General features: G+C 63.7%; 23 protein-coding genes. 7 read left to right on the top strand and 16 right to left on the bottom strand.

Features of this window, described 5'->3' with window-relative positions; all coding sequences use genetic code 11:
- Nucleotides 1–93 precede the first annotated feature (93 nt).
- From ACNEOT_RS19585 to ACNEOT_RS19520, 14 genes are all read right to left on the bottom strand, one after another.
- Nucleotides 94–750, bottom strand: coding sequence for a TetR/AcrR family transcriptional regulator (locus ACNEOT_RS19585; protein WP_415976109.1), 657 nt, complete (start codon nt 748–750; stop codon nt 94–96).
- A gap of 113 nt (nt 751–863) precedes the next feature.
- Nucleotides 864–1445 carry a TetR/AcrR family transcriptional regulator gene (locus ACNEOT_RS19580; protein ID WP_415976107.1) on the bottom strand — a complete coding sequence of 194 codons (582 nt, stop codon included), beginning with the start codon at nt 1443–1445 and terminating at the stop codon, nt 864–866.
- A complete protein-coding gene (locus ACNEOT_RS19575; RefSeq protein ID WP_415976105.1) occupies nt 1438–2274 on the bottom strand; it encodes an alpha/beta fold hydrolase in 837 nt (278 codons plus the stop codon). The genes ACNEOT_RS19580 and ACNEOT_RS19575 overlap by 8 nt, the downstream gene beginning before the upstream one ends.
- Before the next feature lie 189 nt (nt 2275–2463).
- Nucleotides 2464–3492 carry a hypothetical protein gene (locus tag ACNEOT_RS19570; protein WP_415976103.1) on the bottom strand — a complete coding sequence of 343 codons (1029 nt, stop codon included), beginning with the start codon at nt 3490–3492 and terminating at the stop codon, nt 2464–2466.
- A 93-nt stretch (nt 3493–3585) separates the two neighbouring features.
- Entirely contained in the window at nt 3586–4614 is a 1029-nt protein-coding gene (locus ACNEOT_RS19565; RefSeq protein ID WP_415976102.1) for a hypothetical protein, read from the bottom strand.
- A 5-nt stretch (nt 4615–4619) separates the two neighbouring features.
- Nucleotides 4620–5735 (bottom strand): glycosyltransferase, encoded by a 1116-nt coding sequence (locus tag ACNEOT_RS19560; protein WP_415976101.1) that lies wholly within the window; start codon nt 5733–5735, stop codon nt 4620–4622.
- Complete coding sequence (locus ACNEOT_RS19555; RefSeq protein ID WP_415976100.1) at nt 5732–6904, bottom strand: polysaccharide biosynthesis C-terminal domain-containing protein; 1173 nt, start codon at nt 6902–6904, stop codon at nt 5732–5734. The genes ACNEOT_RS19560 and ACNEOT_RS19555 overlap by 4 nt, the downstream gene beginning before the upstream one ends.
- Nucleotides 6889–7959 (bottom strand): glycosyltransferase, encoded by a 1071-nt coding sequence (locus ACNEOT_RS19550; RefSeq protein ID WP_415976098.1) that lies wholly within the window; start codon nt 7957–7959, stop codon nt 6889–6891. Before ACNEOT_RS19550 ends, ACNEOT_RS19555 begins: the two co-directional genes overlap by 16 nt.
- The gene (locus tag ACNEOT_RS19545; RefSeq protein WP_415976097.1) at nt 7959–8564 is read right to left on the bottom strand and encodes an acyltransferase; all 606 of its coding nucleotides are present in this window, start codon (nt 8562–8564) and stop codon (nt 7959–7961) included. Before ACNEOT_RS19545 ends, ACNEOT_RS19550 begins: the two co-directional genes overlap by 1 nt.
- Nucleotides 8561–9535 carry a GDP-mannose 4,6-dehydratase gene (locus ACNEOT_RS19540; RefSeq protein WP_415976095.1) on the bottom strand — a complete coding sequence of 325 codons (975 nt, stop codon included), beginning with the start codon at nt 9533–9535 and terminating at the stop codon, nt 8561–8563. Before ACNEOT_RS19540 ends, ACNEOT_RS19545 begins: the two co-directional genes overlap by 4 nt.
- The gene (locus ACNEOT_RS19535; protein WP_415976094.1) at nt 9532–10527 is read right to left on the bottom strand and encodes a GDP-mannose 4,6-dehydratase; all 996 of its coding nucleotides are present in this window, start codon (nt 10525–10527) and stop codon (nt 9532–9534) included. Before ACNEOT_RS19535 ends, ACNEOT_RS19540 begins: the two co-directional genes overlap by 4 nt.
- Nucleotides 10524–11657 (bottom strand): glycosyltransferase, encoded by a 1134-nt coding sequence (locus ACNEOT_RS19530; protein ID WP_415976092.1) that lies wholly within the window; start codon nt 11655–11657, stop codon nt 10524–10526. Before ACNEOT_RS19530 ends, ACNEOT_RS19535 begins: the two co-directional genes overlap by 4 nt.
- Nucleotides 11658–12083: 426 nt before the next feature.
- Complete coding sequence (locus ACNEOT_RS19525) at nt 12084–13574, bottom strand: cellulase family glycosylhydrolase (RefSeq protein WP_415976090.1); 1491 nt, start codon at nt 13572–13574, stop codon at nt 12084–12086.
- A gap of 142 nt (nt 13575–13716) precedes the next feature.
- Entirely contained in the window at nt 13717–15138 is a 1422-nt protein-coding gene (locus ACNEOT_RS19520) for an O-antigen ligase family protein (protein WP_415976089.1), read from the bottom strand.
- A 112-nt stretch (nt 15139–15250) separates the two neighbouring features.
- Here ACNEOT_RS19520 and ACNEOT_RS19515 point away from each other — a divergent pair, with 112 nt between their 5' ends.
- From ACNEOT_RS19515 to ACNEOT_RS19485, 7 genes are read left to right on the top strand one after another with little or no spacing between them, the layout of a single operon-like run.
- Complete coding sequence (locus tag ACNEOT_RS19515; RefSeq protein ID WP_415976088.1) at nt 15251–16741, top strand: polysaccharide biosynthesis tyrosine autokinase; 1491 nt, start codon at nt 15251–15253, stop codon at nt 16739–16741.
- A 5-nt stretch (nt 16742–16746) separates the two neighbouring features.
- Nucleotides 16747–17991, top strand: coding sequence for an alpha/beta hydrolase family protein (locus tag ACNEOT_RS19510; RefSeq protein WP_415976087.1), 1245 nt, complete (start codon nt 16747–16749; stop codon nt 17989–17991).
- Complete coding sequence (locus tag ACNEOT_RS19505; RefSeq protein WP_415976086.1) at nt 17988–18689, top strand: YveK family protein; 702 nt, start codon at nt 17988–17990, stop codon at nt 18687–18689. Before ACNEOT_RS19510 ends, ACNEOT_RS19505 begins: the two co-directional genes overlap by 4 nt.
- On the top strand, nt 18686–19930 hold the full coding sequence (locus ACNEOT_RS19500) for a lipase family protein (RefSeq protein ID WP_415976085.1): 1245 nt from the start codon (nt 18686–18688) through the stop codon (nt 19928–19930). Before ACNEOT_RS19505 ends, ACNEOT_RS19500 begins: the two co-directional genes overlap by 4 nt.
- A 16-nt stretch (nt 19931–19946) precedes the next feature.
- The gene (locus tag ACNEOT_RS19495) at nt 19947–21209 is read left to right on the top strand and encodes an acyltransferase family protein (protein WP_415976084.1); all 1263 of its coding nucleotides are present in this window, start codon (nt 19947–19949) and stop codon (nt 21207–21209) included.
- Nucleotides 21210–21213: 4 nt separating this feature from the next.
- Nucleotides 21214–22431 (top strand): lipase family protein, encoded by a 1218-nt coding sequence (locus tag ACNEOT_RS19490; protein WP_415976083.1) that lies wholly within the window; start codon nt 21214–21216, stop codon nt 22429–22431.
- Nucleotides 22432–22442: 11 nt separating this feature from the next.
- Entirely contained in the window at nt 22443–23276 is an 834-nt protein-coding gene (locus ACNEOT_RS19485; RefSeq protein WP_415976082.1) for a sialate O-acetylesterase, read from the top strand.
- A 6-nt stretch (nt 23277–23282) separates the two neighbouring features.
- Here the strand turns inward: ACNEOT_RS19485 and ACNEOT_RS19480 are convergent, their stop codons facing one another.
- The gene (locus ACNEOT_RS19480; protein ID WP_415976080.1) at nt 23283–23603 is read right to left on the bottom strand and encodes a hypothetical protein; all 321 of its coding nucleotides are present in this window, start codon (nt 23601–23603) and stop codon (nt 23283–23285) included.
- 41 nt (nt 23604–23644) lie between these two features.
- Nucleotides 23645–24859: a hypothetical protein gene (locus tag ACNEOT_RS19475; protein ID WP_415976079.1), complete on the bottom strand. Its 1215-nt coding sequence runs from the start codon at nt 24857–24859 to the stop codon at nt 23645–23647.
- Nucleotides 24860–24866 lie beyond the last annotated feature (7 nt).

The raw sequence follows: 24866 nt of genomic DNA, 5'->3' as shown, positions 1-24866 counted from the left end.
TGCCGTTGTTTGGAACGCTGTTCCATACAAGAATGGAACAGCGTTCCAATACTGTCAAGCGGGGCAGGGAATGTAAGGGGCGATACGGCCGGTTCAATCGCGGTCGATGCCGGCCAGGATGATGTCGACACCGGCCTTGAACTGCTCTCGGTCGTCGTGGCCTGTGAATTGCGGCGCGATTCGGGCCAGGAACGGATAGTCGCCGGTGTCCGTCACCGCCGTGCGCGTGGATTCGAGAAATGCGACCCGATCCGTCACCGTGGCGGCCAGTTCCATCCCGGCATCGCGCTGACTCGCGACCCCGATAGCGTGGTACAGCAGCACGGACGCGGCGTCGAACTGCGCATTCAGCGGAACTCCGCGTGCGTCGAGTTCGGTTCCGATGCGGTCGAACAGCTGCAAGACGGCCGGCTGCCACGGAGCGGCGGCGAGTTGCGTCGCCACCCATGGTCGTGTGGTGATCACGTCGAACACTCGCATCATCAAGCCGCGAACACCCGATTCTGCGTTTTCGGGCGAGGGCTCGAAGACCGATGCCGTGACAGCTTCCGCCGCTGCCGCGAGCAGATCGTCCCTGTTGCCGACATGGTGATACAGCGCTCCTGGTCCGGTCGACAGGTGTGCGGCGAGGGTGCGAAAAGTCAAAGCCTCGGTACCACCCTCGTCGAGCATCTCGATCGCTGCCTGCACGATGCGCTCTTTCGAGAGTGCATCGGAACGTCGAGCAGATGCCGGCTTCGTCTTGGTCACGCGCAGATCCTCCCACAACTGGAACGACGTTCCATGTCTGCATCCGGCCCGCGAGAAACGATCGTTCGATGCGACCGCGGGTCCGCTGTCCGATCGAACGAACGGCATGCCCTTCAGTCTGCCTCGGAAAACCCAGTGCGGCTGAGGGATTGATCGACGAAGTCGATCATCCAGTCGAAGCTGTTGTCCAGGTCGGTGCCGAGTTGAAAGCTGCCTGCAGTTTCGAGGGTGGCGAAACCGTGCAGCAGGCTGCGCAGCATGCGCATGGCGTGAGTTTGCTGGCCGGGATCGATTCGGTATCCGTGCAGCATCGCCGACCAGGAGTCCATGACGCGGTTGGCTGCTGCGATGATCGGGTCGTCGGGTCCGGTGATCTGGGCGGCATTGCCTGCGGCGTAGCGGCCGGGGTGGGTTTTGGCGTAGTTGCGCATGGCGTGGGTTCCGGCGACGAGGGCGTCGCGGCCGGAGCGGCCCTGGGTGGCGTCGCGGATGGCGTCGGCGAGTTCGTTCATGGCCAACACCGCAACTCGATGCACCAGATCGGCCAGATTGTCGACGTGCTTGTAGAGCGAGGGCGTCTTGACGCCGAGTCGTTCGGCAAGCAATCCCATCGACATCTGGGCATAACCGACCTCGTCGGCCAGTTCGGCACCGGCTTCGGTGACCGACGCGGGAGCGAGTCCGGCCCTAGGCATGGTTCAGTGCCCTTTCGAGGAATGGAAGCGTAACGGCGAGAAGCTCATTGGGTGCCTGGGCGTGCGGGTAGTGGCCGACGCCGTCGAGGACGACCAGTTCGCCGACACCGGCGGGGAGGTCGGCGATAATTCGGTCGCCTTCGGCGCGGGGGTCGGCGAAATCGGGATCGGCGCTGCCCTCGATGATGAGCACCGGGCAGTGGACGTTGCCCAGTTGCGCACCGGCATCGGTGGGCGCGGACTTGCACATGGCCTGAACAACTTTCATCCGGCTGGGCTCACGAAGAGCGGTGTCGATGCGGGCCAGCTCGCCGTCCCAGTCGACGGGCTTGGTCGGGTACGCGAGGTCCAGGTACTTCTCCCAGGCAGTGAGGCTGCCGGTCAGTATGGTCCGGCCGAGCAGCATGGTGGCGCTGCGGTATCGCTTGTTCGTCAGCAGTGCACCGAAGGAATAGGTGACGGCGCGAGTGAACGGTGCGAGCTCGACGACGCCGGCGATGACGTCGGGGGCGGTCGCCGCGGCAATGGTTGCGGCACCACCGCTGATCGACTGGCCGATGATCACGGCCGGTCCGCCCAGGTGGCGGACGAGGGCAACGAGGTCACCGGCGATGTCTGTCCGGCTGTAGCCCTCCCAGCCGAGGCTGGACTCGCCGCAACCACGAATGTCGACATTCGCAACCCGGTAGCCGGCCTCGGCCAGTGCCGGCGCAAGGAACCGGTACGAGTGTCGACTGTCTGCGATGCCGTGGGCGAGGACGACGAGTGGGCCCTCGCCGATCAGGTCGTAAGCGAGGGTGTGGTCGCCGATGGCGAATATTTCGGTCATGATGGGCTCCGGGATCGATGTGGCTAACTGATGTAGCTAAAAGCTAATCGGATTAGCCAACCGTGTCAAGTCATGACCAGATTGCTCGGTCGCACGTGAGGCAGGGTCTCGGTGGTCGGCCACGCGCGCATGGGCCGAACTGTGCTCACGCCGTAAGGAAGTGCGAACGGTCGGTGGATCGAGGAACGTCTAGCCGGGTCTTGTCAGGGCCGTCAGGGTTGTCAGCACGTCGGCTGGAATTTCGCGGTAGTGACCGAAACCCTCTGCACGCTGGCAACCGTCCAGCTCGAACGACACGAAGGATCGGCCCGAGCCGTCCGGGCGGCGCAGTTCGGTGGAAGCAATGCGGGTACTGCGCTGACTGCACGCGCGTGCGATAGGTGCGTTCGCCACCGATCTGACGAGTGAGGCGCTGTCCGCTCGGTTCATGGTCGTCAGGGACCCGGAAACAGAGACGCCGGCGTCCGGCGGCGGTTCCGCGGCCGCTGTGGAGACTGTGCACAATTGCAAGCGGTCCACATCGTCTATCGGCATCACCAAGGACGGAACCGCCGTGCTGTCGAGAGGATGCCTGCGTTCCTCGTCGGCGGCCACCTCCTCCGGTGTTGTGTTCTCGAATCCGCCTACGTAAGGACTGGATTCGCACATCGTGATGTAGCGACCGTCGTAGCCTGTCGAGTGAGACGACCGGGAAACCTCGGTGAGGTCGGCAAGTGCATCGATCGGCGCGTTCTGGAGTCCGCACGGGCTTGCCGGCCAAGCCGGTCGGAACGCCTCACCGTCCTCGTCGACGAACCACAGGCCAACTGGTGGGTCCATTGCATACACGCACGATGCCACCACATTGTCGGGGAAGCGCTCCGAATCCGCCGAGAACGCAGCGTCCACGGCGTCGATGTTGCCTTCGAGTCGTACCGAATCCACCGTCGTTGCCCCGGACTCGTCGACACCTCGCTCGCATCGCAGCACCGCAACCGGCTGGAAATTCGCCGGCGGATACCCCGGATCGGGGGCATCGGCCGTCAACGCCGGATCCCACGGCCCCGAGCCCGTCAATGCTGTGTAGATGTTCTGGGCCAGACAATCAGGGGAGGAGACAACCTTCGCTGTCTCGGGCCGATAGGAGACGCTGTCGGCAAACGGGTTCAGATTGGTACACGCCCATGTGGTCGCGACAACGACACTCATCAGAAGCAGACACGATCCGACGCGGCGCATGTCGAAAGAGTAGCCGCACAGAACGCTCCACTCGACGCCTCAGCCGGCGGGCTACCGCGACGCAAGCCCAGAGTGGAGTAGAAATTGCAGAGCTTACGATCCCCGCACCACGTCGAATGCCGGCTTGGCGCTGAAGTCCGAACGCAGTAGTCCGTAGTTCTGTTCGGTGTCAGCGAGATTGGTTCCCGCGTCACGCAGGGAGTGCACGAAAACCGGACCCACGTACGGGAGCGACGACGCCTTGGCCAGGCTCGAGCCGATGATGGAGGCTTGCAGATCCTCGGGTACGGCACCCGGACCGTTTCCGGTGGGTGCGCCGAGCTCGGTGATCCAGATCTTCTTGCCGCCGTCGCCGTTGGCCGCCATCGTGCCGTAGGCCTGATCCACCTGTGCCCATTGGCCGTTGGGATCGTTCTCGGCGGTGAAGGGGAAGGTATATGGATGCAGGGCGACAGCGTCCATGAACCCGCCTGCTCCGGCTGCGTACATCTGCTGGAGGAAGGTCACCGGCGCGATGGTCCAGGCTCCGGCGTTGATGGTGGTCGCCAGGCCGGCGCTCAGAACGGTTGCCCCGGCGTCGGCGTTGTGGATCGCGGGGTAGGCCGCTCGCAGCATGCTCGTGTAGCGGGCAGCGTCCACGGGTGCGAAGAAGGTGGGGATGTTGGGCTCGTTCCACACCTCGTAGCTGTCGACGCGATTGCCCAAGTGGGCGGCCGCTGCGCCGGCGAATGCGCCGAAGGCATTGGGATCCAATGGAACTGCGCCGGGTAGTGGTGAAGCGATGCCGCCTTGAGCCCAGCCGGGGGTGCCGCCCAGTACGGCCAGTACCGAATAGCCCTGCGCCGTCGCGGCGTTGATCACGCGGTCGGTGTTGCCCCAGTCGAACACTCCCGGTGCCGTTTCGATGGCCGCCCAGTTCACGACCACCCGTACCCACGAGGCACCGATATCGCGTCCGGCACCGAGTTCGTTGTTCAGCGTGGCGTCGTCGAGCGTCAGGAACGGCGCTCCGCCGGTGAACCCCAGTCCCGCAGGCGGAGCCGCGTGTGCGACAGGTGCCGAGAGGCCGACGGCGATCGCGGCGGCTGCGGCAACGGTGAGCAGACGTGAGCGGAGGGTCATGGCGATCATCCTAGGGTCCTCGTCAGTGGTGCGCTGATCAGTGCTTCGACGGTGGAATGGGGCACGCGGTCGTTCCATCGTGCGGTGTTCAACTCGTAGATGCGCTCACCTGCCTTGACGGCGGCGGTGCGGTCGAGCAGGTAACGACGGCATTCCGCCACGAACTGCTCGGTGTCGTCGAACGTGGGAAGCTCGAAGATCGAGTCGAGCGATCCGACGGCTGCCGAGGTCCCGACGACGGGGAGTCCCTTGCTGGCGGCGTCGAGGATCTTCACGCGTACACCGCCGCCGGTGGCGACGGGCGCAATCAGTGCGCGGCAGGTGCCGAGGAACTCCTGCAGATCGTCGACGAACCCGAGATCGCGAACCCCGGCAGGGTAGACGGGATCTTTGGCACCCGGGGCCTTTGCGCCGATGATGCACAGTTCGGCCCCGTCGATGCCCGCGGAAATCGCCGGCCAGTACTCGAGCGCGATCTTGAAGGCTTCCTGGTTGGGCGGCCAGTCGCGAGTTCCCATGAACACCAGACGTTTCGTGGTTTCTGACAGATCCAACTGCGGCGCGGGTTCGAGCGTGAGGTCGATCCACCGAGCGTCGCGCACGCCCTTGTTGCGGTACATCTGGGCCTCGTCGGCATCGTAGGTCCCGACGGCGTCCGCGGCCCGGGCAACGCGAATCTCGTCACGTAGGATGCGCGGTGCCTCGATGCGGCCGACCAACCCACGAGTGACTTTCCATACCTGGGACTCGGTGTTGACGGTGTTGATCGCGAACGGCGACCCGAGCTTGGCCGAGCGGAGGAACGACTCGGCCATGTAACTGTGTTCTGCCACATACACATCGGACTGTGACGCATCGATGGCGTCGCGGAAAGCGTCGACGTCGTAGCGTCCGTGTACCACCGAGCGCGTCGGCCTAACCGACTTCAGCAGTAGCCCTACGTCGACGGTCGGCTTGGGGACGCGCACCACGTCGGGGACGACGTCGGTCTCCTTGGACAGGCAGATCGAGCGCACCTCGAACGCCTCGCGGGCGAGCTGCATCATCAAACGGGACAGCGCGATATCGCCGCCGTGCTCGGTGACGGGGTCTTTGGACAGCAGGAATGTCGCGCGTCTCATTGCGGCACCTTTCCTTTCACCACATCTTGTGTTGGCGCAGCGCGGTACAGGGCGCGCATGAACCAGACGAGCAGTACGGCGTCGGTGACCACCGAGGCCACGGCCGCACCGACGGCTCCGAAGGGGAACAGGCACAGGACGAGAACCATTTTCAGCGGTGCCAGCGTGGCCGCCGCCAGCACTCGGGTCCGGTCGCGGTGCTGCAGATACAGCACGGTGGTGAACACGTGATTCATCACCCGCATCACCACGAACAGCGACATCACCACGAGTGCACCCGCGATCTGCGGGGAGGCGGGCGTGAAGAAGAGGACGAGACCCGCTGCCAGTAGCAGAGATCCAGCGGCACCGCCGAGTATCGCGGTGTGCTTCAAGGCCGGGCCTGCGCTGACCAGTCCGTCTGCTGCACGCAGCTTTTCGTGGAAGGTGTTGCCGAAGGCCTGGCCGATGAAGGCCACTGCCCAGGCCGTCACCGCGGCGACGGAGTAATAGCCCGCGATGGTGGAGTCGGTGAGGAAGCCGAGCAACAGGACGTCACCCTGGATGTAGACGGCATTGGCGAGGTTCTCCGAGAACAACATCGACATCTCGCGCCACGAACCGGGCAGCAGTGGTGCAGCCACGCGGGTTCGCAGTGCGGCCAGCACGGCAATGACGAAATACGGTGCGGCATAGAGCAGGCTGGCCGTCGTCAGCGTTGCGTCGGGCACCGCGAAGAGGTACGCCGTCGCGAGTGCGATGGACGTGGCCTGTCGTGTGGTGTCCAGTCGCTGGGTGAGATCAGGACGGCCGTCGCGCAGTGCCCTGCTCTTGTATGCGTTGAAGACCAGCTCGCCGCCACCGATGACGAGGGCGAACCACGCGATGTAGTTGACTTGAATCAGGCACAGTCCGCCGGTTATAAGGGCAGCACCGGCAAGCACGCGAGTTGTCCGCTCGCCCAGAAACTCTCGTTCACCGACTCGAATCGAACGCACCGTGAACGGGTGATCCAGCGGAGCGGCGATGATCGCGGCGAGGGCGAAGGCCATTGCGTACTGGCCGTAGTCGGCGATCCCCAATTGGGCGATCAGCGCGATGGTCCACAGCAGGCCGATACCGCGACCACCGTAGGTCCACAGGGCAGCAATTCCTGCCTTCACCAGGTTGCCGTTCACTGCTCGGCCCATACCGTGACAAAGTCCTCGACGACGAGATCTGCGGTGTGGGAGATACGGAGCGCTTCGACCTCGCGTCGAAGTTTGCCCAGCGCAATGGGATCGGCGATGAAGTCTGCGGTGGCGTCCGCCAACTCGTCGACACCCCCGTCGACCACCAGCGCTCCGCTGTCGGACTCGGCGAGAGCGCCGACCTTCAGGCAGACCACCGGGGTCTGATAGGCAATTGCTCGGGTCACGACGGACGACGCAGGGAATGCATCTCCGTACACACTCCTCTTGCCGTAAGGCAAGACGAGTGCGCGGATGGATGCGAAGAAGGCGTCCTCGTCCGGTCCGTTGACCTCGCCGAGGATGTCGACGCCGTCGACGGGGTCGAGCAGTTCGGTTCCACGGCCGGCGATGCGGATCGCAATGTCGCGGGGTAGGCGGTCTCTGAGCTGCTGAATCTGGTCGAAGCCCTTGCCTCGATAGACCAATCCGAAGAGACCGACCGCACGCGGGCGTTCCTCGGCGGGGGTGATGTCGGGGCGCGCGGGAACGAACAGCGCGCTGGCTTCGGCTGTCACAGCAGGATATTCGCGAGCGAGTGAATCGGCCCCGGAGCGGGTGAGCGCAAACAGCGTTCGGCTACCGGCTACTCGGCGTTCGAGTGCACGCCACCCCGCTCGAAACGGGTAGTGCAGGCCGTGATTGAGCACCTTCTTGCCGGCGAGGAACTTGGTGCGGGCGGGCCACCAGACCAGACCGGGCGGGTCGTGCACCGTCGCGGTCACCATCGGGTTGCCGGTGAGCCGAGCAGTTGCCCAGAACGGCATCACCGAGCCACCGCTGAGTTCGCAGTGCACGATCACTCGGCCCGGATCTGCGTCGACCAGCTCTTGAATTGCTCTGCGGTGTCGCAGGATATCGCGCACCGAGTGAGATCCGGGCCCGTCGTGGCGATACTCGATCACCTCGCCGAAATGTGGCCGCACGGCGTCGGCGAAGTCGTCGGCGTAGTCGCCCACGCCGCCCACCCCGGATCGGGGGGCGACGTAGACGAGTCGGCAGTCACGCAGGATCATCAGTAGAACAACGGCCGATACTTGGGGCGGTAGGCGAGTGCCTTCGGGTCACGCATCGCGCGCACTTTCGCGGGCACGCCGGCAACCACTTCGAGTTCGCCGACGTCTTGGCGCACCATCGAGCAACCACCGACGACGGCGCCGCGGCCGAGGGTGACGCCACTGAGAAGGGTGCTGCGGCTGGCGATCCACACGTAGTCGCCGATCACGCAGGGTTCGAGAATCGGTGTGAACTCCGGGGAGTTGTGATCGTGGTAGCCGCCGATGATGTGAGTGTCGCTGGCGATGACGACATTGCTGCCGATGGTGATTCCGCCGCGGGCGTCGAGCATGCACCGGAACCCGATGGAGCACGCGTCGCCGATGGTCAGCCCCTCTGGATCGAGGATCGTGGTGCCGCGGAAGATCGAGACGTCCTTGCCGATCGTCGCACCGAATGCACGCAGGAAGTTCTGCCGAATCCAGTGTGAGGGAATGTGTGTGACGAACATGTTGAAGCCGAGCGTGCCGATGCGGTTGCGGAGCTTCCGCTTGAACGTGATGTCCTGCATCTTGTAGTTCGACACGTCGTAGATCTCGTTCTCGGGCTTTTCGACCGCTGTCATGCTGCCATCTCCTCCGTCATGTCGAACTCGATCATTGCTTGGACGACCTGATCGAAGGTCTTCGTCGGTTCCCAGCCCAGCAAGGTGCGGGCCTTGGAGGCGTCGCCGACCATTCTTGCCGAATCGGTGGGCCTGAGCATCTCGGAGTCGCTGCGCACGTAGTCACGCCAATTGTCGATGCCCACTGCCTCGAAGGCGGTGGACACGAAGTCTGCGACGCTGTGGGCCTGGCCGGTGGCGACGACGAAGTCGTCACCCTTGCCGTATTCGGCCATCGCCGCCATCGCGTTCACGTAGTCGGGAGCCCAACCCCAATCGCGCACCGAGCTCAGATTGCCGAGTTCGAGTGTCGTCTGGTGTCCACGCGAGATGGCGACGGCGGCCTTGCTGATCTTGCGTGTGACAAAGGATTCCGGGCGTCGCGGTGACTCGTGGTTGTAGAGAATGGCATTGGTCGCCTCGAGTCCCCGTGCTCGGTAGACGTCGACCATGTGGTGACTGAGCGCCTTCGATGCCCCGTAGGGGGATGTGGGTGCGATCCGGGTCGCCTCGCTCTGCAGCGAGACGCCGGATCCGGCGAAGATCTCGGCACTTGACGCGTTGATCATCACGATCCGCTTTCCCGACGCCTCCTGATGGCTGAAGCAGGCGTCGAGCAACGCGGCGGCGGAGACCCCGTTGACTCGGGTGGTGAGTACCGGGTCGTTCCACGACCGCCACACAGACGAGATGCCGGCGAGGTGGAATACGTAATCGGGATCGGTCTCGGCGATCAACGTCGTTGTGGCCCTGTGGTCGCTCAGCTCGACGTGGTGCTGTTCGACGAGTGGATCGACCGTGCGATGGGTACCGCCGGGCCTGGCGACGCCGTGCACTGCCCAGCCGCGGTCGAGCAGAAGTTCGGCGAGGTAGCTGCCGTCCTGGCCCGCCACTCCGGTGATCAGAGCGGTCGGGTGGGCCCCGGTGCTCACGCGATCTTGACGGTGTCGGGGGATTGTTCGGCGAGGTCGTTGCGCACCATCATGGTCACCAGTTCGGGGAAGGCCACCTTGGGCTTCCAGCCAAGGGTGGCTTGCGCTTTCGAGGAATCGCCGACCAGTAGGTCGACCTCGGCGGGCCGGAAGTAGCGCGGATCGATCTTGACGTAGGGCTCCCAGTCGTCGATGTCGACGGCAGCGAAGGCATGGTCGAGGAGCTCGCGGATCGAGTGGGTCTCGCCGGTGGAGATGACGTAGTCGTCGGCCTGGTCCTGCTGCAGCATCAGGTACATGGCCTCGACGTAGTCGCCTGCGAAACCCCAGTCTCGCTTGGCGTCGAGGTTGCCCAGCGAAAGTTCGGTCTGCAGTCCGAGTGCGATTCGTGCGACGGCCTGCGAGACCTTACGTGTCACGAATTCGGGTCCACGACGGGGGGATTCGTGGTTGAACAAGATTCCGGAGCTGGCGTGCATGTCGTAGGACTCGCGGTAGTTGATCGTCATGTAGTGGCCGTAGACCTTGGCGACACCGTACGGCGAGCGTGGCCAGAGCAGAGTGTCCTCACGCTGCGGCACTTGCTGGACCTTGCCGAACATCTCCGAGCTCGATGCTTGGTAGAAGCGCACCTGCTTGCCCGCGACCTGCTCGTAGAGCCGCGTGGACTCGAGCATGTTCAGCACTCCGCCGCCGGTGACGTCGGTGGTCAGTCGCGCGTTCTCCCAGGAGTACGCCACGAACGAGACGGCTCCGAGGTTGTACACCTCGTCGGGATCGGCCACGGCGAACGCTCGCATCAGAGCCGAGAGATCGAGGAGATCGCCGTGCAGAATCTCGACCTGGGGTAGCACTCGCTCCAGCATCGGTGCCTTCGGATTGTTCTGTCCGCGAAGCAGACCGAACACTTTGTAGCCCTTGCTCAGCAGCAGCTCTGCGAGATAGAGGCCGTCCTGCCCGGTGATGCCGGTGATCAATGCGCGCTTGCTCATCGCGACGCCGTCCTCTCGATTTGTTCTGCACGAATGTCGGATACTGCGGAAATGAGTTCGGCGGCGAAGCGTTCTTCGCTGAACTGCTCCATGTGTGCCTGGATCTTCAGTGGTTCCCAGGTCGTCCGTTCGAGAGCGGTGACCGCCTCACGAATCGAATCCGGTTGTGGTCGATCGAAGTACACCCCCGAGATGCCTTCCTCGACGGTGTCCAAGAATCCGCCCCAGCGGAGCACTGCACTGGGCTTGCCGTGGTAACCCGCTTCGATGGGGGTCAATCCGTAGTCTTCATAGCTCGCGGCGATCAAACCGTTACAGCCCTGGTAGAGCCAGGTCATCTGGCCCGAGGTCAGGTCGCTGAGCATGAGTACGTTGTCGGACTTGAGCTTTCGCAAACGATCGGCTTCCGGCCCGCGACCGACGACGATCAGCCTACGTTCGGTTCCGGCAAATGCGGCCATCACCTTGTCGACGTTCTTGTACGGCAACAACCGCGAGATGCACAGGTAGTAGCCGGCACCGTCGAGCCAGGCGGTGGCCTCGGGTATCGCTTCCGCGGGGGCGGTTTCGACGGTGAACGGCGCGGGCACCACCGTCGAGGGGATGCCGTACGCGTCGGTGATGCGCTGCTGCACCACAGTGGAAATGGCGAGGTAGCGGTCTGCCGACAGAGCGGCCTGGCGATCCCAACGACGCAGCGGCCACGAAAGTCCCTCGAGGGCAACACGCTTGAGAGGACTCGGAAATTCGCCCAGGTACATCTGGGATTCGTACAGCCATCGCGCCGGTGAGTAGCAGTACACCAGTTTGCGCCCGGAGGTATGGAAGCCGTGTGCCCAGCCGCTGGTGCTGGTGAGCACCACGTCGGCATCGATCTCGATGGACGAGGATGCGAAGGGGAGCAGAGGGAGTGCTGCGCGGTGGTTCTTGCGCAGAAACCCGATCCGGTTCAACTTCGAGGGTCGTACGTCGAGTTCGGAGAACTCGGGGAAGGTCGTCGACGGCTCGAACAGTGTGGTGTAGATGGGTGCGTCGGGGAAGGCACGCGCCATCGCGAGCACGACCTTCTCGGCTCCGCCCCGTTGGGTGAGGTAGTCGTGAGCGATCGCGACGCGGATGCTGTCCGTCATGCTTCGACCCGGCAGGGGTGGGGCGGAACTAGCTGTGACACAGCGATATTCGTCATGTGAGCAACCCGTCGTGTCTATCCGTACTCGTATGGATCCAGGGCATCTCGCACACCACGTAGAGCCCTCGCGTGCTTCGGTGCACAGCGAGCGCTGAAGTAACTGGTGTCCCCCGACGAGACCTACGAACGAATCGACAAATTCCTGCCACGAAGAGTCATTCGTTCGCGGTATATGAATATCCGTTTCGAGCAGAAATAGATAGCGTTAAGTGAGGTGGTTCACAAAGCGAAATAGATCATTGCCGCGAAGAAACCGCACCTTCGCGAAGATTTAACGCGGGCGCAATGATACCGCCGATAAAGGGCACAGTTCGGCCGCCATAAAGGGGCATGCGGTTTGTGAATGTTCAACCTCAGGCCGAAGAATTCACCGGGTGACAGTCGCTCCCACATACGGTGTCCAGGTGATGGCGCCGTACTGGAAGGTCACCCGCACGCCGCCGCCGTACTGCGGCATCTCGTCGCTCGTTGCAGGCCCGAGGGTGGGATCCCAGGCGGTGTAGATACCGCCACCGATGTTGTGGGTACCACCGATGGCGGTGGAGAACACACGGAGGCCGAAGGGGCTGTCGAAGTCCTGGTAGGTGCCGTTGAACGGCGTGGTGGGGAGAAATCCGGTGGCCCGGATCGACTCGGCCACCGCGCGAGGAACGGCGACGAAACCGTTCGACATCTCGTAGAGGACCGCGTCCTGGCGGTACTGCGCCCATGTGTCGCGAACGGGGAACACCGGGCTCAGGACCGCACCGGAGTTGTTGGGAGCGGCAGCAAACCGGTTGTACTCGGCAGTGCGTGGGATGTTGTTCTGCAGCAGGCCCATCAGTCCCCACAGGGCAGGTTTGGCTCCCCAGTTGCTTTCGAGGAGGCCGAACGTGTCCTCCGGGTCGTTGCTCCCGGTTGCCTTGTCACGCATCGTGTACAGGAAGATCGGCCCGGTGTAAGGGAGCTCTCGCCATTTCTGGACGAAGTCGGTGATCATCGCATTCTGTTGATCTCCCGACACAACCGAGGTGGGAACGCCGTATTCGGTGGCCCAGATCTTCTTGCTGCCGTCGCCGTTGGCGACCATGGCCGCGCGCATGTCCATGAGCTGCCGGGCCGGTGAATGGTCGACGTAGGGACCCTCGGAGAACTTGAGTGAGTACTGGTACGGATGGTAGGAGAGTGCGTCGAAGGAGCCTGCGGCACCTGCCGCATACATCTGATTGGTGAAGTCGACGGGATTGACGATGCCCCAACCCTGTTCGGCTGCGCCGAGTACGCCGCCGACGACGGTCGCAGCGGAGTCGGCGGCCTTGATCTTGGGGTATGCAGCCTTGAGCAGGGCGGTGTAGCCGGCAGCGTCGGGCTGCGGCCCGTAGAACATCGACCCGTTGGGTTCGTTCCAGATTTCGTAATCGGCAACCTTGCCCTTGTAGCGGGCGGCGACCTTGCCTGCGAAGTCTCCGAACGCCGCCGGTGATGCCGGACGCGTGTTCAGGGGCTGATTGACGGGTGAGGTCGCCCAGGGCGGGGTGTACGCGATGATGCCGAGCATCGAGATGTTCGCTGCGCGGAGCTTGTTCACGACGCGATCGACGGGCGCCCAGTCCAGCTGATTCTGGGTGTATTCGACGTTCGACCACGGAATTGCGATGCGCATCGACTTGACGCCCATTCCCGTCATGAATTGCACGGTGGTGTCCAACTCTGCGTCGGACGCCCAGAGAAGTCCACCGCCGTCGGAAATGCCGACGCCGGGTGGGTTGGGGGCCGCCTCGGCGCGTGATGCACCGACGAGGTGGTCGGGTGAAGTGAGGACGGACGAGACTCCGAAAGCGAGCCCCGCAGCGACGATCAAAACGGTTGTCGCTGACATTACTGTGCGAAAGCCACCGCGAAAGTGAACCATCTTCAATTCTCTCCACCAGGGGGTCCATACCGACATTCGACGGACCGATGCGGTGAATCATTGCACCCCAGGAGCGTTTTTGTACAAATCACAAAAAGCCGACCGATAATTATGAAACTGCTGGTCGAGTACCCTCGACCGAAAGCAAGTTTTTCGTTTTTCTACCCTCGGCGTTGTCGCCGTCGAGATTGGTTTCGGTCGCCTTTTCCCACGCGTAGACGACGAATGCGAGCATCACAGAAAATGCTGTGGTGGTGGCAGGCGTGCTGACGACAGGAAAGTCGAGCTGTAGGGCGACCACGGAGAAACCGATGAATGTACCGCCGTAGAAGCCCAGTTCCCAATGGCCCGATCGCAACATTCGGTAGCCCACGACGGCACCGGCCACGAGGATTGCGGTGAAGGCGAGACCGGTGAAGATGCCGCCGCGGTAGACGGTGAGCAGTGGCGAGTTGGCGACGAAATTCACCTCGAACGCGGTCGCGGGATCGACGAATTCGGGTCGGCCCCAACCCAGGCCGAACAACCAGTGTCCCTGCAGGTGGCCGGGGAACTCGGCGAGAGCATCACCGCGGGCGCTCGAGCCTGCGTCCTCGTTTCCGAAGGACGAGAAGACTCGGCTCCGCACACTGGGCACGGCGAGGGCTCCGACGAAGGCCGCCGCGAACGCGCCGACGATGGCGAGACGCTCCCTGGTCCGCAGTTGTTGGAACGCGAACATCAGCAGTACCCCGACCACGACGGAGAACAGGGCCGCACGCGAGAGTGTGAGCACGATCGACAAGAACAACAGAGATGCGAGGGCTGTGCGCAGGTACCCGCGCAGAAGCAGGATGCACAGCATGAGTGCGAGGACGAAGCCGATTCCGGCTGCGTTGGGGTCGATGTACGTCCCGGCCAGGCGAACCGAGGTTGCTCCAGTGGGGCTGTAGACGAATCGGGTGCTCTCCGCTTCGGTGCCGTACCCGAGGATCGACAGATAGCGAATGAGTTTGCCCGCGGGATCGCCGACGAAGATCAGCACTGCGAAAGCTGCTGCGGCCGAGGCGGCGTAGACGTAGATCTTGCCGAATGTCGCCATTTCGTCGCGCGGCATACGCAGTAGGCACACCACCACGAGTGTCGAGATCAGCCATTTACCGAATTCGAAGAAATCACCGAGGCCGGTGGCGGTGACGACGACCGACAGTGCGGACAGAACGATCAGTGCAACGACGGTCGTTTCGGGCCATGTGATGCGGCTCACCGCTGTGCGGTGAATCACAGTGGCGAGAATTGTCGCGACACTCAACGTGAAGATCAACGGAACGGGTGTGCCCGGTACGTAGCCGAAGGGGAGTGCGCCCAATGAAAAAGCAAGAGCGCGAGTCAAATACAGCGGGTGACGTAGGCCGATGTACGCTCCCACGGTCAGTGCAACGAGGGCGAACGCCCCCAGTTTTGCTGGTGTTCCGCCGACGATCATGGCGAATGTAACGAGAACGGGGATTGCCACGATGGCGACCCATCCGACCCGCTGCGTGATGCTCATGGGTTCTGATGTTGTCACGCTTTCACCCGCTCGCAACATGTACGCCGTGCCGAATCCTTCGCTGCGCTTTATTCTTTCCCCTTGACCGACGGTTCATCCGATAGGAGCATTCGTGGAGATTCGAGAGTATTGGCGGATCCTTCGCGCGGGGTGGTGGATCGTTGCGCTCGCGACGGTCATCGGCGTCGCCGGGGGTTACGCCTACACGTTCTTCACGACGCCGCAGTACCAAGCGTGTGCCCGGTTGTTCGTCACCACCGAAGGCGGCAGCTCGGTCGGTGAGGCGTACCAGAACAATCTGTTCTCGCAGGAGCGCGTTTCCTCGTACGCAGGATTGGCGACCAGCACTCAGGTTGCACAGCGAGCCGTGAATCAGTTGCAGCTGGAGATGTCCGCGGCAGATCTGCGTTCCCGGATCACCGCGACGCCGATCGAGAAGACGGTGTTGCTCGATCTGTGCGCCACCGATGCCGATCCCGAAGTGGCTCAGGCATTGACCAACGCGGTTGCCGGACAGCTGACGCAGGTGGTGCAGGAACTCGAAACGTCTCAGCGTGGCGGCAACCCTGCGGCCGGTGCCACCATCGTCGATCAGGGTGACGTCCCTTCGGCACCGATCGGCACGGGTCTGTACGTCATGCTCGGGCTCGGCGGCGTTGTCGGCTTGGTGATCGGTCTCGCACTCGCGCTGCTGCGTGGTCTCGTGGATCGCTCGATTCGCGATCGCTCGCGCGCCGAGGATGTCTCGGGCCGCGTCGTGCTCGGTGGCCTTCCGGTCGATGCGACGCGTCCCACCGTGGCGGTGGCGTCGATGACGAAGAAGATGGGCGAGCCGCTGCGTGCGCTGCGCACCAATATTCGGTTCCTCGGTGGTGGCTCGCCGCCGCGTGTCATCACCATCACGAGTGCGGCCACGGGCGAAGGACGTACCACCACGGCCATCGATCTCGCTGCAGTTCTGGCCGAGGCAGGACACGAGGTGTTGCTGGTCGGCGGCGACTTGCGCAGCGCAACTTTGGGCTCCCGCTTGGGCATCGAGCAGAACAGCGGTCTGTCGACGGTGCTCTCCGGTGAGCACAGCGTCCAGGACGCCATCCAGAAGGATGTGTTCGACGGTGTGTCGGTGCTGCCCTCGGGTCCGGTGCCGCCGAATCCGAGCGAGTTGTTGGGATCGGACCGCGCGCAGGACCTGCTCGAGACGCTGCGCGGCGATTACCGCTACGTCGTCGTCGACACCCCGCCGCTGCTCGAGGTCACCGACGGAGCCATTCTCACCGCATTGGCCGACGGCACAGTGGTTCTCGCGCGTACCGGCCGCACGACGCGTGAGAAGTTGCGACGTGCGATCAAGGTGCTCGACGGTGTCGGCGGAACCGTGTTGGGCGTCGTGACCACCTTCGAACCCTCGGCCCGACGCCTCCTCGGTGGCAACTCCGATGTTTCCGGAAGGTCCGGCGAAACGCCCTCGGCCGCAGGGGAGTCCGCCGGTCCTTCCACGGCGGCTCCGTTTGCACCTGCTCCTTCGACGGCAGTGCGTCCGACGCCGGCGACCAATGACACTGCGACCAATGGCACCGCAACCCCCTCGGCGAGCAGAGGATAGCCTCGATGCCAGGTAGGTTCGCGATCCGAGTCGGCGTTCTGTTGACCGCAGCCGCGGTGTCGATCTCGTGCTCGCAGGAAGCTCGGATCGTCCTGCCGCCCGGAGTCCAGACGGCTCCCGTCACGGCCGCACCGTTGACGGCCGAGCCGCCACCACCGGCGAATTTCGGTGGAACAGCGCCGGGTTCGTTGATCTCGGCCGAGCCGATCCGGGACATCGCAGTGGACATCACCGAGTTGGGTGCCACTGCCACTCGCGTGGTCTATCGATCGACGTCGGGAGTCACCGGTGAGCCGACGGAGGTCTCGGGCACCGTTGTCGTCCCCGGTGGCGCTGCGCCCGAGGGTGGTTGGCCGGTGGTGTCCTACGGGCACGGCACGACGGGTGTCCTCGAGGCGTGTGGGCCGTCCAAGTACGCCAACCTGCTCGGAAGCGCGCCCATCGTGGCGGCGCTCGTCCTCAACGGCTTCGCTGTCGCAATGACCGACTACCAGGGGTTGGGGCTCGGCGGTTCGTATCATCCCTACTTGGACTCGAAGACGTTCGGCTACAACATGATCGACGCCGTCCGCGCGGCCAGGAACTTCATGCCCACACTCAGCACCCGTTGGGGTGCCTATGGTGTCTCGCTCGGCGGCATGGCGGCCTGGGCAGCGAGCGACCGCAATGCCGAGTACGGGGGCGGGTTGGAGCTGGTGGGTACTGCGGCCATGGTTCCGGTGTCGGACATGGCCGGGCTGGCCGATGCCGCCGCGAATCAGACTCTGACTCGGGCCCAGTACCCCCTGCTGATGTACGCGCTGAACAGTTTGGCGATCAGTCATCCCGAGATGAATCTCGACGACTACCGGTCCGGGTTGGCTCGGGAACGGTGGGACGACTTCATGGAGTGCGTGCCACCGAAGTCCGACGCCGTGCCTGGGCTCTTGGCGGGCCTGCAAGCAGCAGACCTGAAGCCGGTCAGCGTCGAAGCGACGGATCGTCTTCGCGGCTACCTGTCGGACATGGCTCTGCCGCAGCAGCGTTCGTCGACTCCCCTGTTGGTCATGTACGGCAGTGAGGACGATTTGATCCTTGCGCCGTGGACCGAGAAGGCGCTCGAGCGCGCATGTGATTCCGGAGACGTCGTCGAGTACGAGTTGCACGAGGGCGAAGGCCACGGCGATCTGGACAGCAGTCGGTCGTTGCCGTGGGTCAAGGGTATGTTCGCCGGCCAGCGACCGGTCAACACGTGCGAGCTGAACAAGTGATTGCTCCGACCGGTGTTCCGACTCTCAAGGACTACGGCCGTATCCTGTTGTCCGCCTGGGCGTCGATCCTGGCCGCCGCCGTACTGTCGGCGGGTGTCGCGTGGTTGGCGACGCAGTTCGTCGAGCCGTCGTACACCGCGGCATCCCGCGTCTTCGTCACCGCTCCTGGGCCCACGTCGCCCAAGAACTCGCTCGACGGCAATCGTGGGTCGTTGGTTCGCGTCGAGACGTACGTTCAGCTGGCCACCGGGGAGCAGGTGCTGCGACGCGTCATCGCCTCGGAGGATCTGCCGGTCGAACCGGAGGTACTGAAGAAGGACATCACGGTGGTGCCGACACCGGGCTCGGCGTTGATCGAGATCTCGGTGGTGAACTCCGATGCCGAGCAGGCACGCGATATTGCCAATGCCGTTGCAGTGCAGCTCATCAAGCTCGTCGGCGAGATCGACCTGGGTGCCGACGGAGCGGTGTCGGAGGTGACGCTCGTCGATGCGGCCACCACTCCGGATGCAGCCACCGGGCCGAAGCTCACGAGCAATCTGATTCTGGGGGGAGTGATGGGAGCGATCATGAGCAGTGTGCTGGTACTGGCATTCGGAATTGCACGCGACTCGATCGACCATCGCGATCAAGTCGAGAACATCGTGAAGCAGGCGACCGCACCGCGGTGGTCGCCCGCCGCAGAGGGGGTCCGATGACAACATCGCGAACGCAGCGAGTAAGCCGAGCGAGCGGTGCCTGTGCACTGGCCTTGATCCTGGTGACGTCGGGGTGTTCCTCCGACGAACCGTCCGTAGAATCGCGATCGGACTCGCAGTCCGCAGCGTTCGGCGCGAGCCTCGATGCAGATTACGGCGAAGGCGGCCCCGGCTCGCTCGAAAGTGCGCAGCAACTGCTGACCATCGATCGCCGAGTCAGTGGTGTCTCGTCGGTCGCGGCGCGGGTGGTCTACTCGTCCACCTCCGGGGTCGACGGTTCGCCACAGCGCGTCTCGGGCACGATCTTCGCGCCGGAAGGCACTCCGCCCGAGGGCGGTTGGCCGATCATCGCGTACGGGCACGGCACCACCGGTGTGCTCGAGGACTGTGCACCGTCGACCGATCCCGAGTTGCTCGGCAGCTCGCAGATCGTCGCGGCACTGGTGCGGTCCGGGCATGTGGTCACGGTGTCGGACTATCAGGGACTGGGCCTGGAGGGTACCTATCATCCGTATCTCGACTCTCGGACCGTCGGCAACAACCTGATCGACTCGGTGCGTGCTGCGCGCAAGCTCATACCCGAGGCGTCCACGAAGTGGGCTGCGTTCGGCGGCTCCCAAGGCGGTCAGGCGGCCTGGGCTGCAAACGAACTGGCGGGCACCTACGGCGCGGGACTCGAGATGGTCGGTTCGGTCAGCCTGGTTCCCGCGGCAGACATCACAGGACTTGCGGCCGCGGCTGCAAGCGGCACGCTCACCGACGATCAGAAGCCGCTGCTGCAGTGGGTTCTGGTGGGCCTGGCCAAGTCTCATCCGGAGTTGAACCTGGACGATTACCGCAGGGGCATCGTTGCCGACAAGTGGGACGAGCTCTCGGCCTGTGGCGGCGTTCTCGCTGCAGACCGTACGTCCTTGGCGGCGCAGATCAGCGACGACGACCTTCGTCCGGCCACCCCCGAGGCGACGGCGAAGCTGGCGGGATACCTGCAGGAGATGAGTTTGCCGAAGTCTGCGGCGGCCGCACCGATGTTGGTTGTCTACGGCGGCAAGGACACGTTGATCTCGCAGCCGTGGACCGATGCCGCCATCGCGGCAGGTTGTGCCAACGGAGACACGATTCAATCTGTGCTCCAACCGAATTCCGGTCACGCAGACATCGACGGTGCTGCTGCGTTCGGATGGCTCACCGACCGGTTCGCCGGCACCGAGGCCATCAGCTTCTGCCCGATTCTTGTGCCATGACCTCCAGAAGGTACCCATGACCGCCACACCCGACAGCACCGCGACCGCAGCAACCGCGGTCGCCGATACCGGAATCAAGCGTCCTGCCCGCATCGTCGGCCTCGATGGTCCCCGCGGGTTTGCGTGCCTGTGCGTACTCGCCGTACACGTCGGTGGCCACTACTCGCCGCAGACGGTGCTGAGCTACAAACTCGGAGTGCTGGGGCAGGGGTTGATCTTCTTCTTCGCCCTGTCCGGCTTTCTGATCTTCCTGCCGATGGTACGAAAGCTGTTCGCAGGCAAACCGATGCCGAACAATGTCAGCTACGCGATGCATCGGTTGCTGCGGGTGTTTCCGGCATACCTGTTCATCTTCTTGTTCGCGAATTTCGTGATGCGCGCGGTGTTCGTCGAGAACGCCGCTGTGGCCGAACAACATTTCACCGACAACGGCCTGGGCATCCTCACCGATCCGTTGACGCTGCTGGCCAATCTGACTCTGGTGCATACCTACATTCCGAGCATGATCCAGACCGGTATCAACCCGTCCTGGTCGCTGTCGTTGGAGTTCGCGTTCTACATCGCACTGCCAATGCTGACGGGTATCGCGTTCTTCCTGCGCAAGCGCACGTCAATCTCGGCACCGGTGCTTGCGTTGATCCCAGTGGTGATCATGTTCGTCATCGGAATCACCGGAAAGTTGTACACCGCCTCGCGCGTGGAGTCGTCGGGCATCACCGATCCGAAGCTGCTGGAGTGGGGTCCCAACGAGATCGCGGTGTTGAGCCGTAGCTTCTGGTCGCTGGCAGACAATTTCACGTACGGGATGCTCGCAGCCGTGGTGTTCGTCGCCATCGACAACGGAATCCTGAAGGGTGCGTTCGTCACCAGAATGCGGTGGTGGACGGGGATCGCGATGATTCCCACTGCGGCAATCTCACTGAAGCTGATCGACGACAACTCGCGCTGGCAGACGTCCACCGTGTCTTTCGGTTCGGCACTGCTGATTCTGTTCATCATCGTGCCGCTCGCACGCGGTGAGCGGTCGGTGTTCGCCGAACGGGCCGATTGGGCACCACTCCGTTACGTGGGCATGATTTCGCTCAGCGTGTACCTGTGGCACTTTCCCATCCTGATCATGCTGGGCCGCTTCGGGTGGATGGCGGGTGACAGCCCGCTGGGGCTTCTGCGGAACTTCGCGGTGGTGAGTGCGGTGAGCATCGCGTTCGGAGCGGTGACGTACCGATTCATCGAGAAGCCGTCGTTGACGTATGCGCGCAGATTCAAGGCGAGCAAATAGATCGATGCGCAACGTCCGTAGGCTCATCGCGCCGCTGGTGCTCCTTCCTCTGCTCGCGGGATGCGCTGTGGTGGTGCCGATCGGTGCGCAGGTACAGGGGGCAGTGGCATCGGTGGTGCGTGGTGGCGACCCGGAGCCGTTGGTCGTTGCCGATCCCGGTACCGGCAGCGGTTCCATCGTGAGTGCCGAGACGATGCCCAATCTGTCGCTCTCGGTGCGGATGTCGGGTGTCGATGCCGCGAAGGTGGTGTATCGCTCGGTGCAACCGGGCGTCGGGGAGCGCGAGGTATCCGGCACGGTGTTCACCCCGTCCGGCGATGCACCGGACGGCGGGTGGCCCGTGATCGCCTTCGCCCACGGCACGACCGGCATCGAGCAGGCATGCGCGCCGTCGAGGTCTGCGTCGCTTCTGGGCGCGTCGGCCCTGGTGCAGGGTTTCACCACAGCCGGATTCGCGGTTGCGATCACCGATTACGAGGGTCTCGGCCATGAGGGCAACCATGCTTACCTGGACAACATCACCGCCGGGTACGACGTCATCGATGCCGTGCGGGCACTGCGCACCGTCTTTCCCGACGTGGGCACCGAGTGGGCTGCATTCGGTGGTTCACAGGGAGGCGGGGCGGCCTGGGCTGCAAACGAACTCGCAGCTTCGTACGCGCCGGAATTGGATCTGGTCGGTGCGGTGGCGCTTGCTCCGGCGGCGAACATGGTCGGGTTGGTGGACAAGGCCATCGTGGGGACGTTGACCGTCGATCAAGGCCCGCTACTGCAGTGGGTTCTCGAGTCGTTGGCGCGACGCGATCCGGCTCTGAATCTCGACGACTACCGCAGTGGTAACGCCGCGCAGGACTGGGATGACCTCACCGGATGCACGCCGGACAAGGCCGGTGCGCGTGATGATGCGGTGAAACGGCTGGGAGAGAGAGACTTTGCGCCGAAGTCCGATGCTGCCGCAGAAGCACTACGAGAAGCTCTGACGGCGATGGCTGTGCCGAAGGGACCGGCCTCGGCACCGATGTTGGTGGCCTACGGCGATGCCGACACCTTCATCGATGCCTCGTGGACCGACGCGGCACTCGAGCAGGCCTGTGCGTTGGGGGACGTTATCACCATCGATCGGCAGGCCGGGCGAGGGCACGGCGATGTGAACGGCGACGCCGTCAATCAGTGGATAGGGGATCGTTTCGCCGGGGCACCTGCGCAGAACGATTGCAATTGAGGGGGAGCTTCATGGGGGTTCGACAGGATCTGACTGTGCGCGCCAAGGATGTCGTGAAAAGACGTCTGGGACGCGGCATTCCGGTGGATGCGATCGACGAGCCGTATCTGGTGGTTGCGGTGCTGGGGCAGTCGAATGCGCACGGTGGGGGCCGTGGTCTGGATCGATTGGGGCTCGATGCTCCGCATCCACGGGTACATCAGTGGGCGGCGTCGGGTCGGTCGAAGAACACGATCGTGGCGGGAGGCAATCCACTGTTCCATGAAGTACCCTCCAAAGCAGTCGGATTCGGCCCCACCTTTGCGGCGCACCTCGCCGATACGACGGGCAGGCCGGTGTTGCTCGTTCCGTATGCGCGAGGTGACTCGGCGTTCGCGCGGGTCAACGGCATCTCCTGGGACCCGGCCGACACCGGGGCCCGAGTCAACCTGTTCTGGAATGCGATGCAGCGCATCCGAACCGGGCTGGCGACCAAGCCTGGTAACGAGCTCGCGGCGGTGCTGTGGCATCAGGGTGAGAGTGATGTGCCGTTGACGCCGGGGCCGGTGTATGCCGAGAAGCTCGACTCGGTGATCGACACCGTGCGTACCGAGTTCGGCGACGTGCCGTTCGTCATCGGGCAGATGGTGCCCGAGGAGATCGAATCGGGGGATCCGAACTACGTCGTCATCGACGCGGTTCATGCCGATACGCCCCGGCGCCGGAAAGGTGTCGTCTTCGTACCGGGCCCGGAGGGCATGTACAACAGCGAGACCGAGAAGATCCACTACAACGCGGCAGGGCAACGGGAATTGGGTCGACGTATGTGGGAGGCGTTTGCAAGCATGTCACCGCCACCCGAGTAGTAGAGGCTACTGCCACGGAATGCGGTACGGCGTGTCGTCCTCGGGCGGCGGTTGGCGCGCGTGCGGGAACCAGATCAGCGTCGGGTCGCGCTTCATTTCGGCTACCTCCGGCGGGACCGGCCGGGACAGCGCCTCTACCTCGTCCCATCGGCACTCACCGGCTCCGACGCGCAAGGCGTAGGCCTGTAGTTCAGGTGACGCCCCGGGGAGGGATGCCATGTCGTACAACAGCGAACTGTCGACGACGCGCGGTTGGTCGAACGAGGGCAGTGGGGTGCGCTGCACCTGGGCGCGGTGCTCGGCCATCCGATCGAAGATATCGGTCATCTTCCGAAGTGCCTGCCGCAGAACGGGATCGTCGGGTTCCATCACGCATCTGCCCAGGGTTGCTTGTCGGTGCCCAACGAATACGGGTCCTGCGGGGCGTCGTACATCGGGCTCGCATCGGCGGTGGTGTAGATGTCCACCGCGAGGTCCTTCCGATCGAGCCATTTCGTAACCGGCTCGAGCTTCTGCTTGAACTGCTCGTTCATGTAGCCACTCGGGCTGGCAACCAGTGCGAGAAACTCCTTCAGAGCTTCGACGCCCATCCGGATCGACTCGTAGAGTTTCATGCCCAATTCGTATCCGGTGCGGAGAATCTCGTAGACGCGGTAGAGCTGATACGTGATCCCGGCGATTCCAGCTTTCTTCACCAAGAATTCTCCGACCTTCTCGCCGGAGGACAGATCCAGTTCTTTCTCGACCATCTTTCGTAGTGTCGTCACCAGTCCGTGAGCCGACTCTCTGATCTCCTTGGACGCGCGCTCTGCGACGGCTTCGAGTACGCGCCCGCAGGCACCCTCCCACTTCATCGCTTCGACCTGCTTCGCGGCGTAATCCTTGTAGGCGACGGCGGCCAGTCCGTCCCATTTTGGATCCACTCGTGAGGTTCCACTGGCCAGCGCGTCGCCGCCGTGTTCCATTGCCTCGCCGGCGATGCGGTAGGCACCACCCAGTCGTCGGAGGTCGTTCCAGTTTCCGCCCATTGGTTTGACCAATTCTTGGAATGGGCTGTGCCCGATCAGTTGCTGGATGGCGTCGTCGATATCGCCGAGCCATCCGGCGGCATCGGCGATGACGGCCGCCAAATCGTCGGGGAAGGTGTCGGGGGCCGGGTAGTCGATTCCTTCAGGCCGGCCGTAATCCACGACGTCGGAGTAGTTGTCCACGCTGCCGGTTGCGGCGCGATTCGCGTCCCCGGCATCGAATCCGGGCATACCGACGGGAAGACCGTGGGTGTGCGCGTTCAGCGCCTCGTAGTTCTCACGCTCTTGGTCCGAGTACAGCCATGCTGCCGTGTTCAGCTTGTCGCCGAGCCTTGCGCAGTTTGCTGCGAGGTGAACGTGCCTGCCGAGCCAGATGTCCTTCATGCCCTCCAGGGGCGCAACGAGCGTCCCGAAGAGTGCTCCCGCATCGGCGGCGTCGGGAACGGCATTCTCATTGAAGTACCGATACGAACTCATCGTTTGACTGCCGATGTCGGACACCAGACGTCCGAGGCCAGAAACATGTCTCGGATCGGCAAGGAAGACTTCACCCATGTAATTC

The sequence above is a fragment of the Rhodococcus sp. 077-4 genome, from assembly GCF_047782425.1.
In the GTDB taxonomy this organism is placed as follows: domain Bacteria; phylum Actinomycetota; class Actinomycetes; order Mycobacteriales; family Mycobacteriaceae; genus Rhodococcoides.
This window is presented reverse-complemented; position numbering and strand designations above follow the sequence as displayed.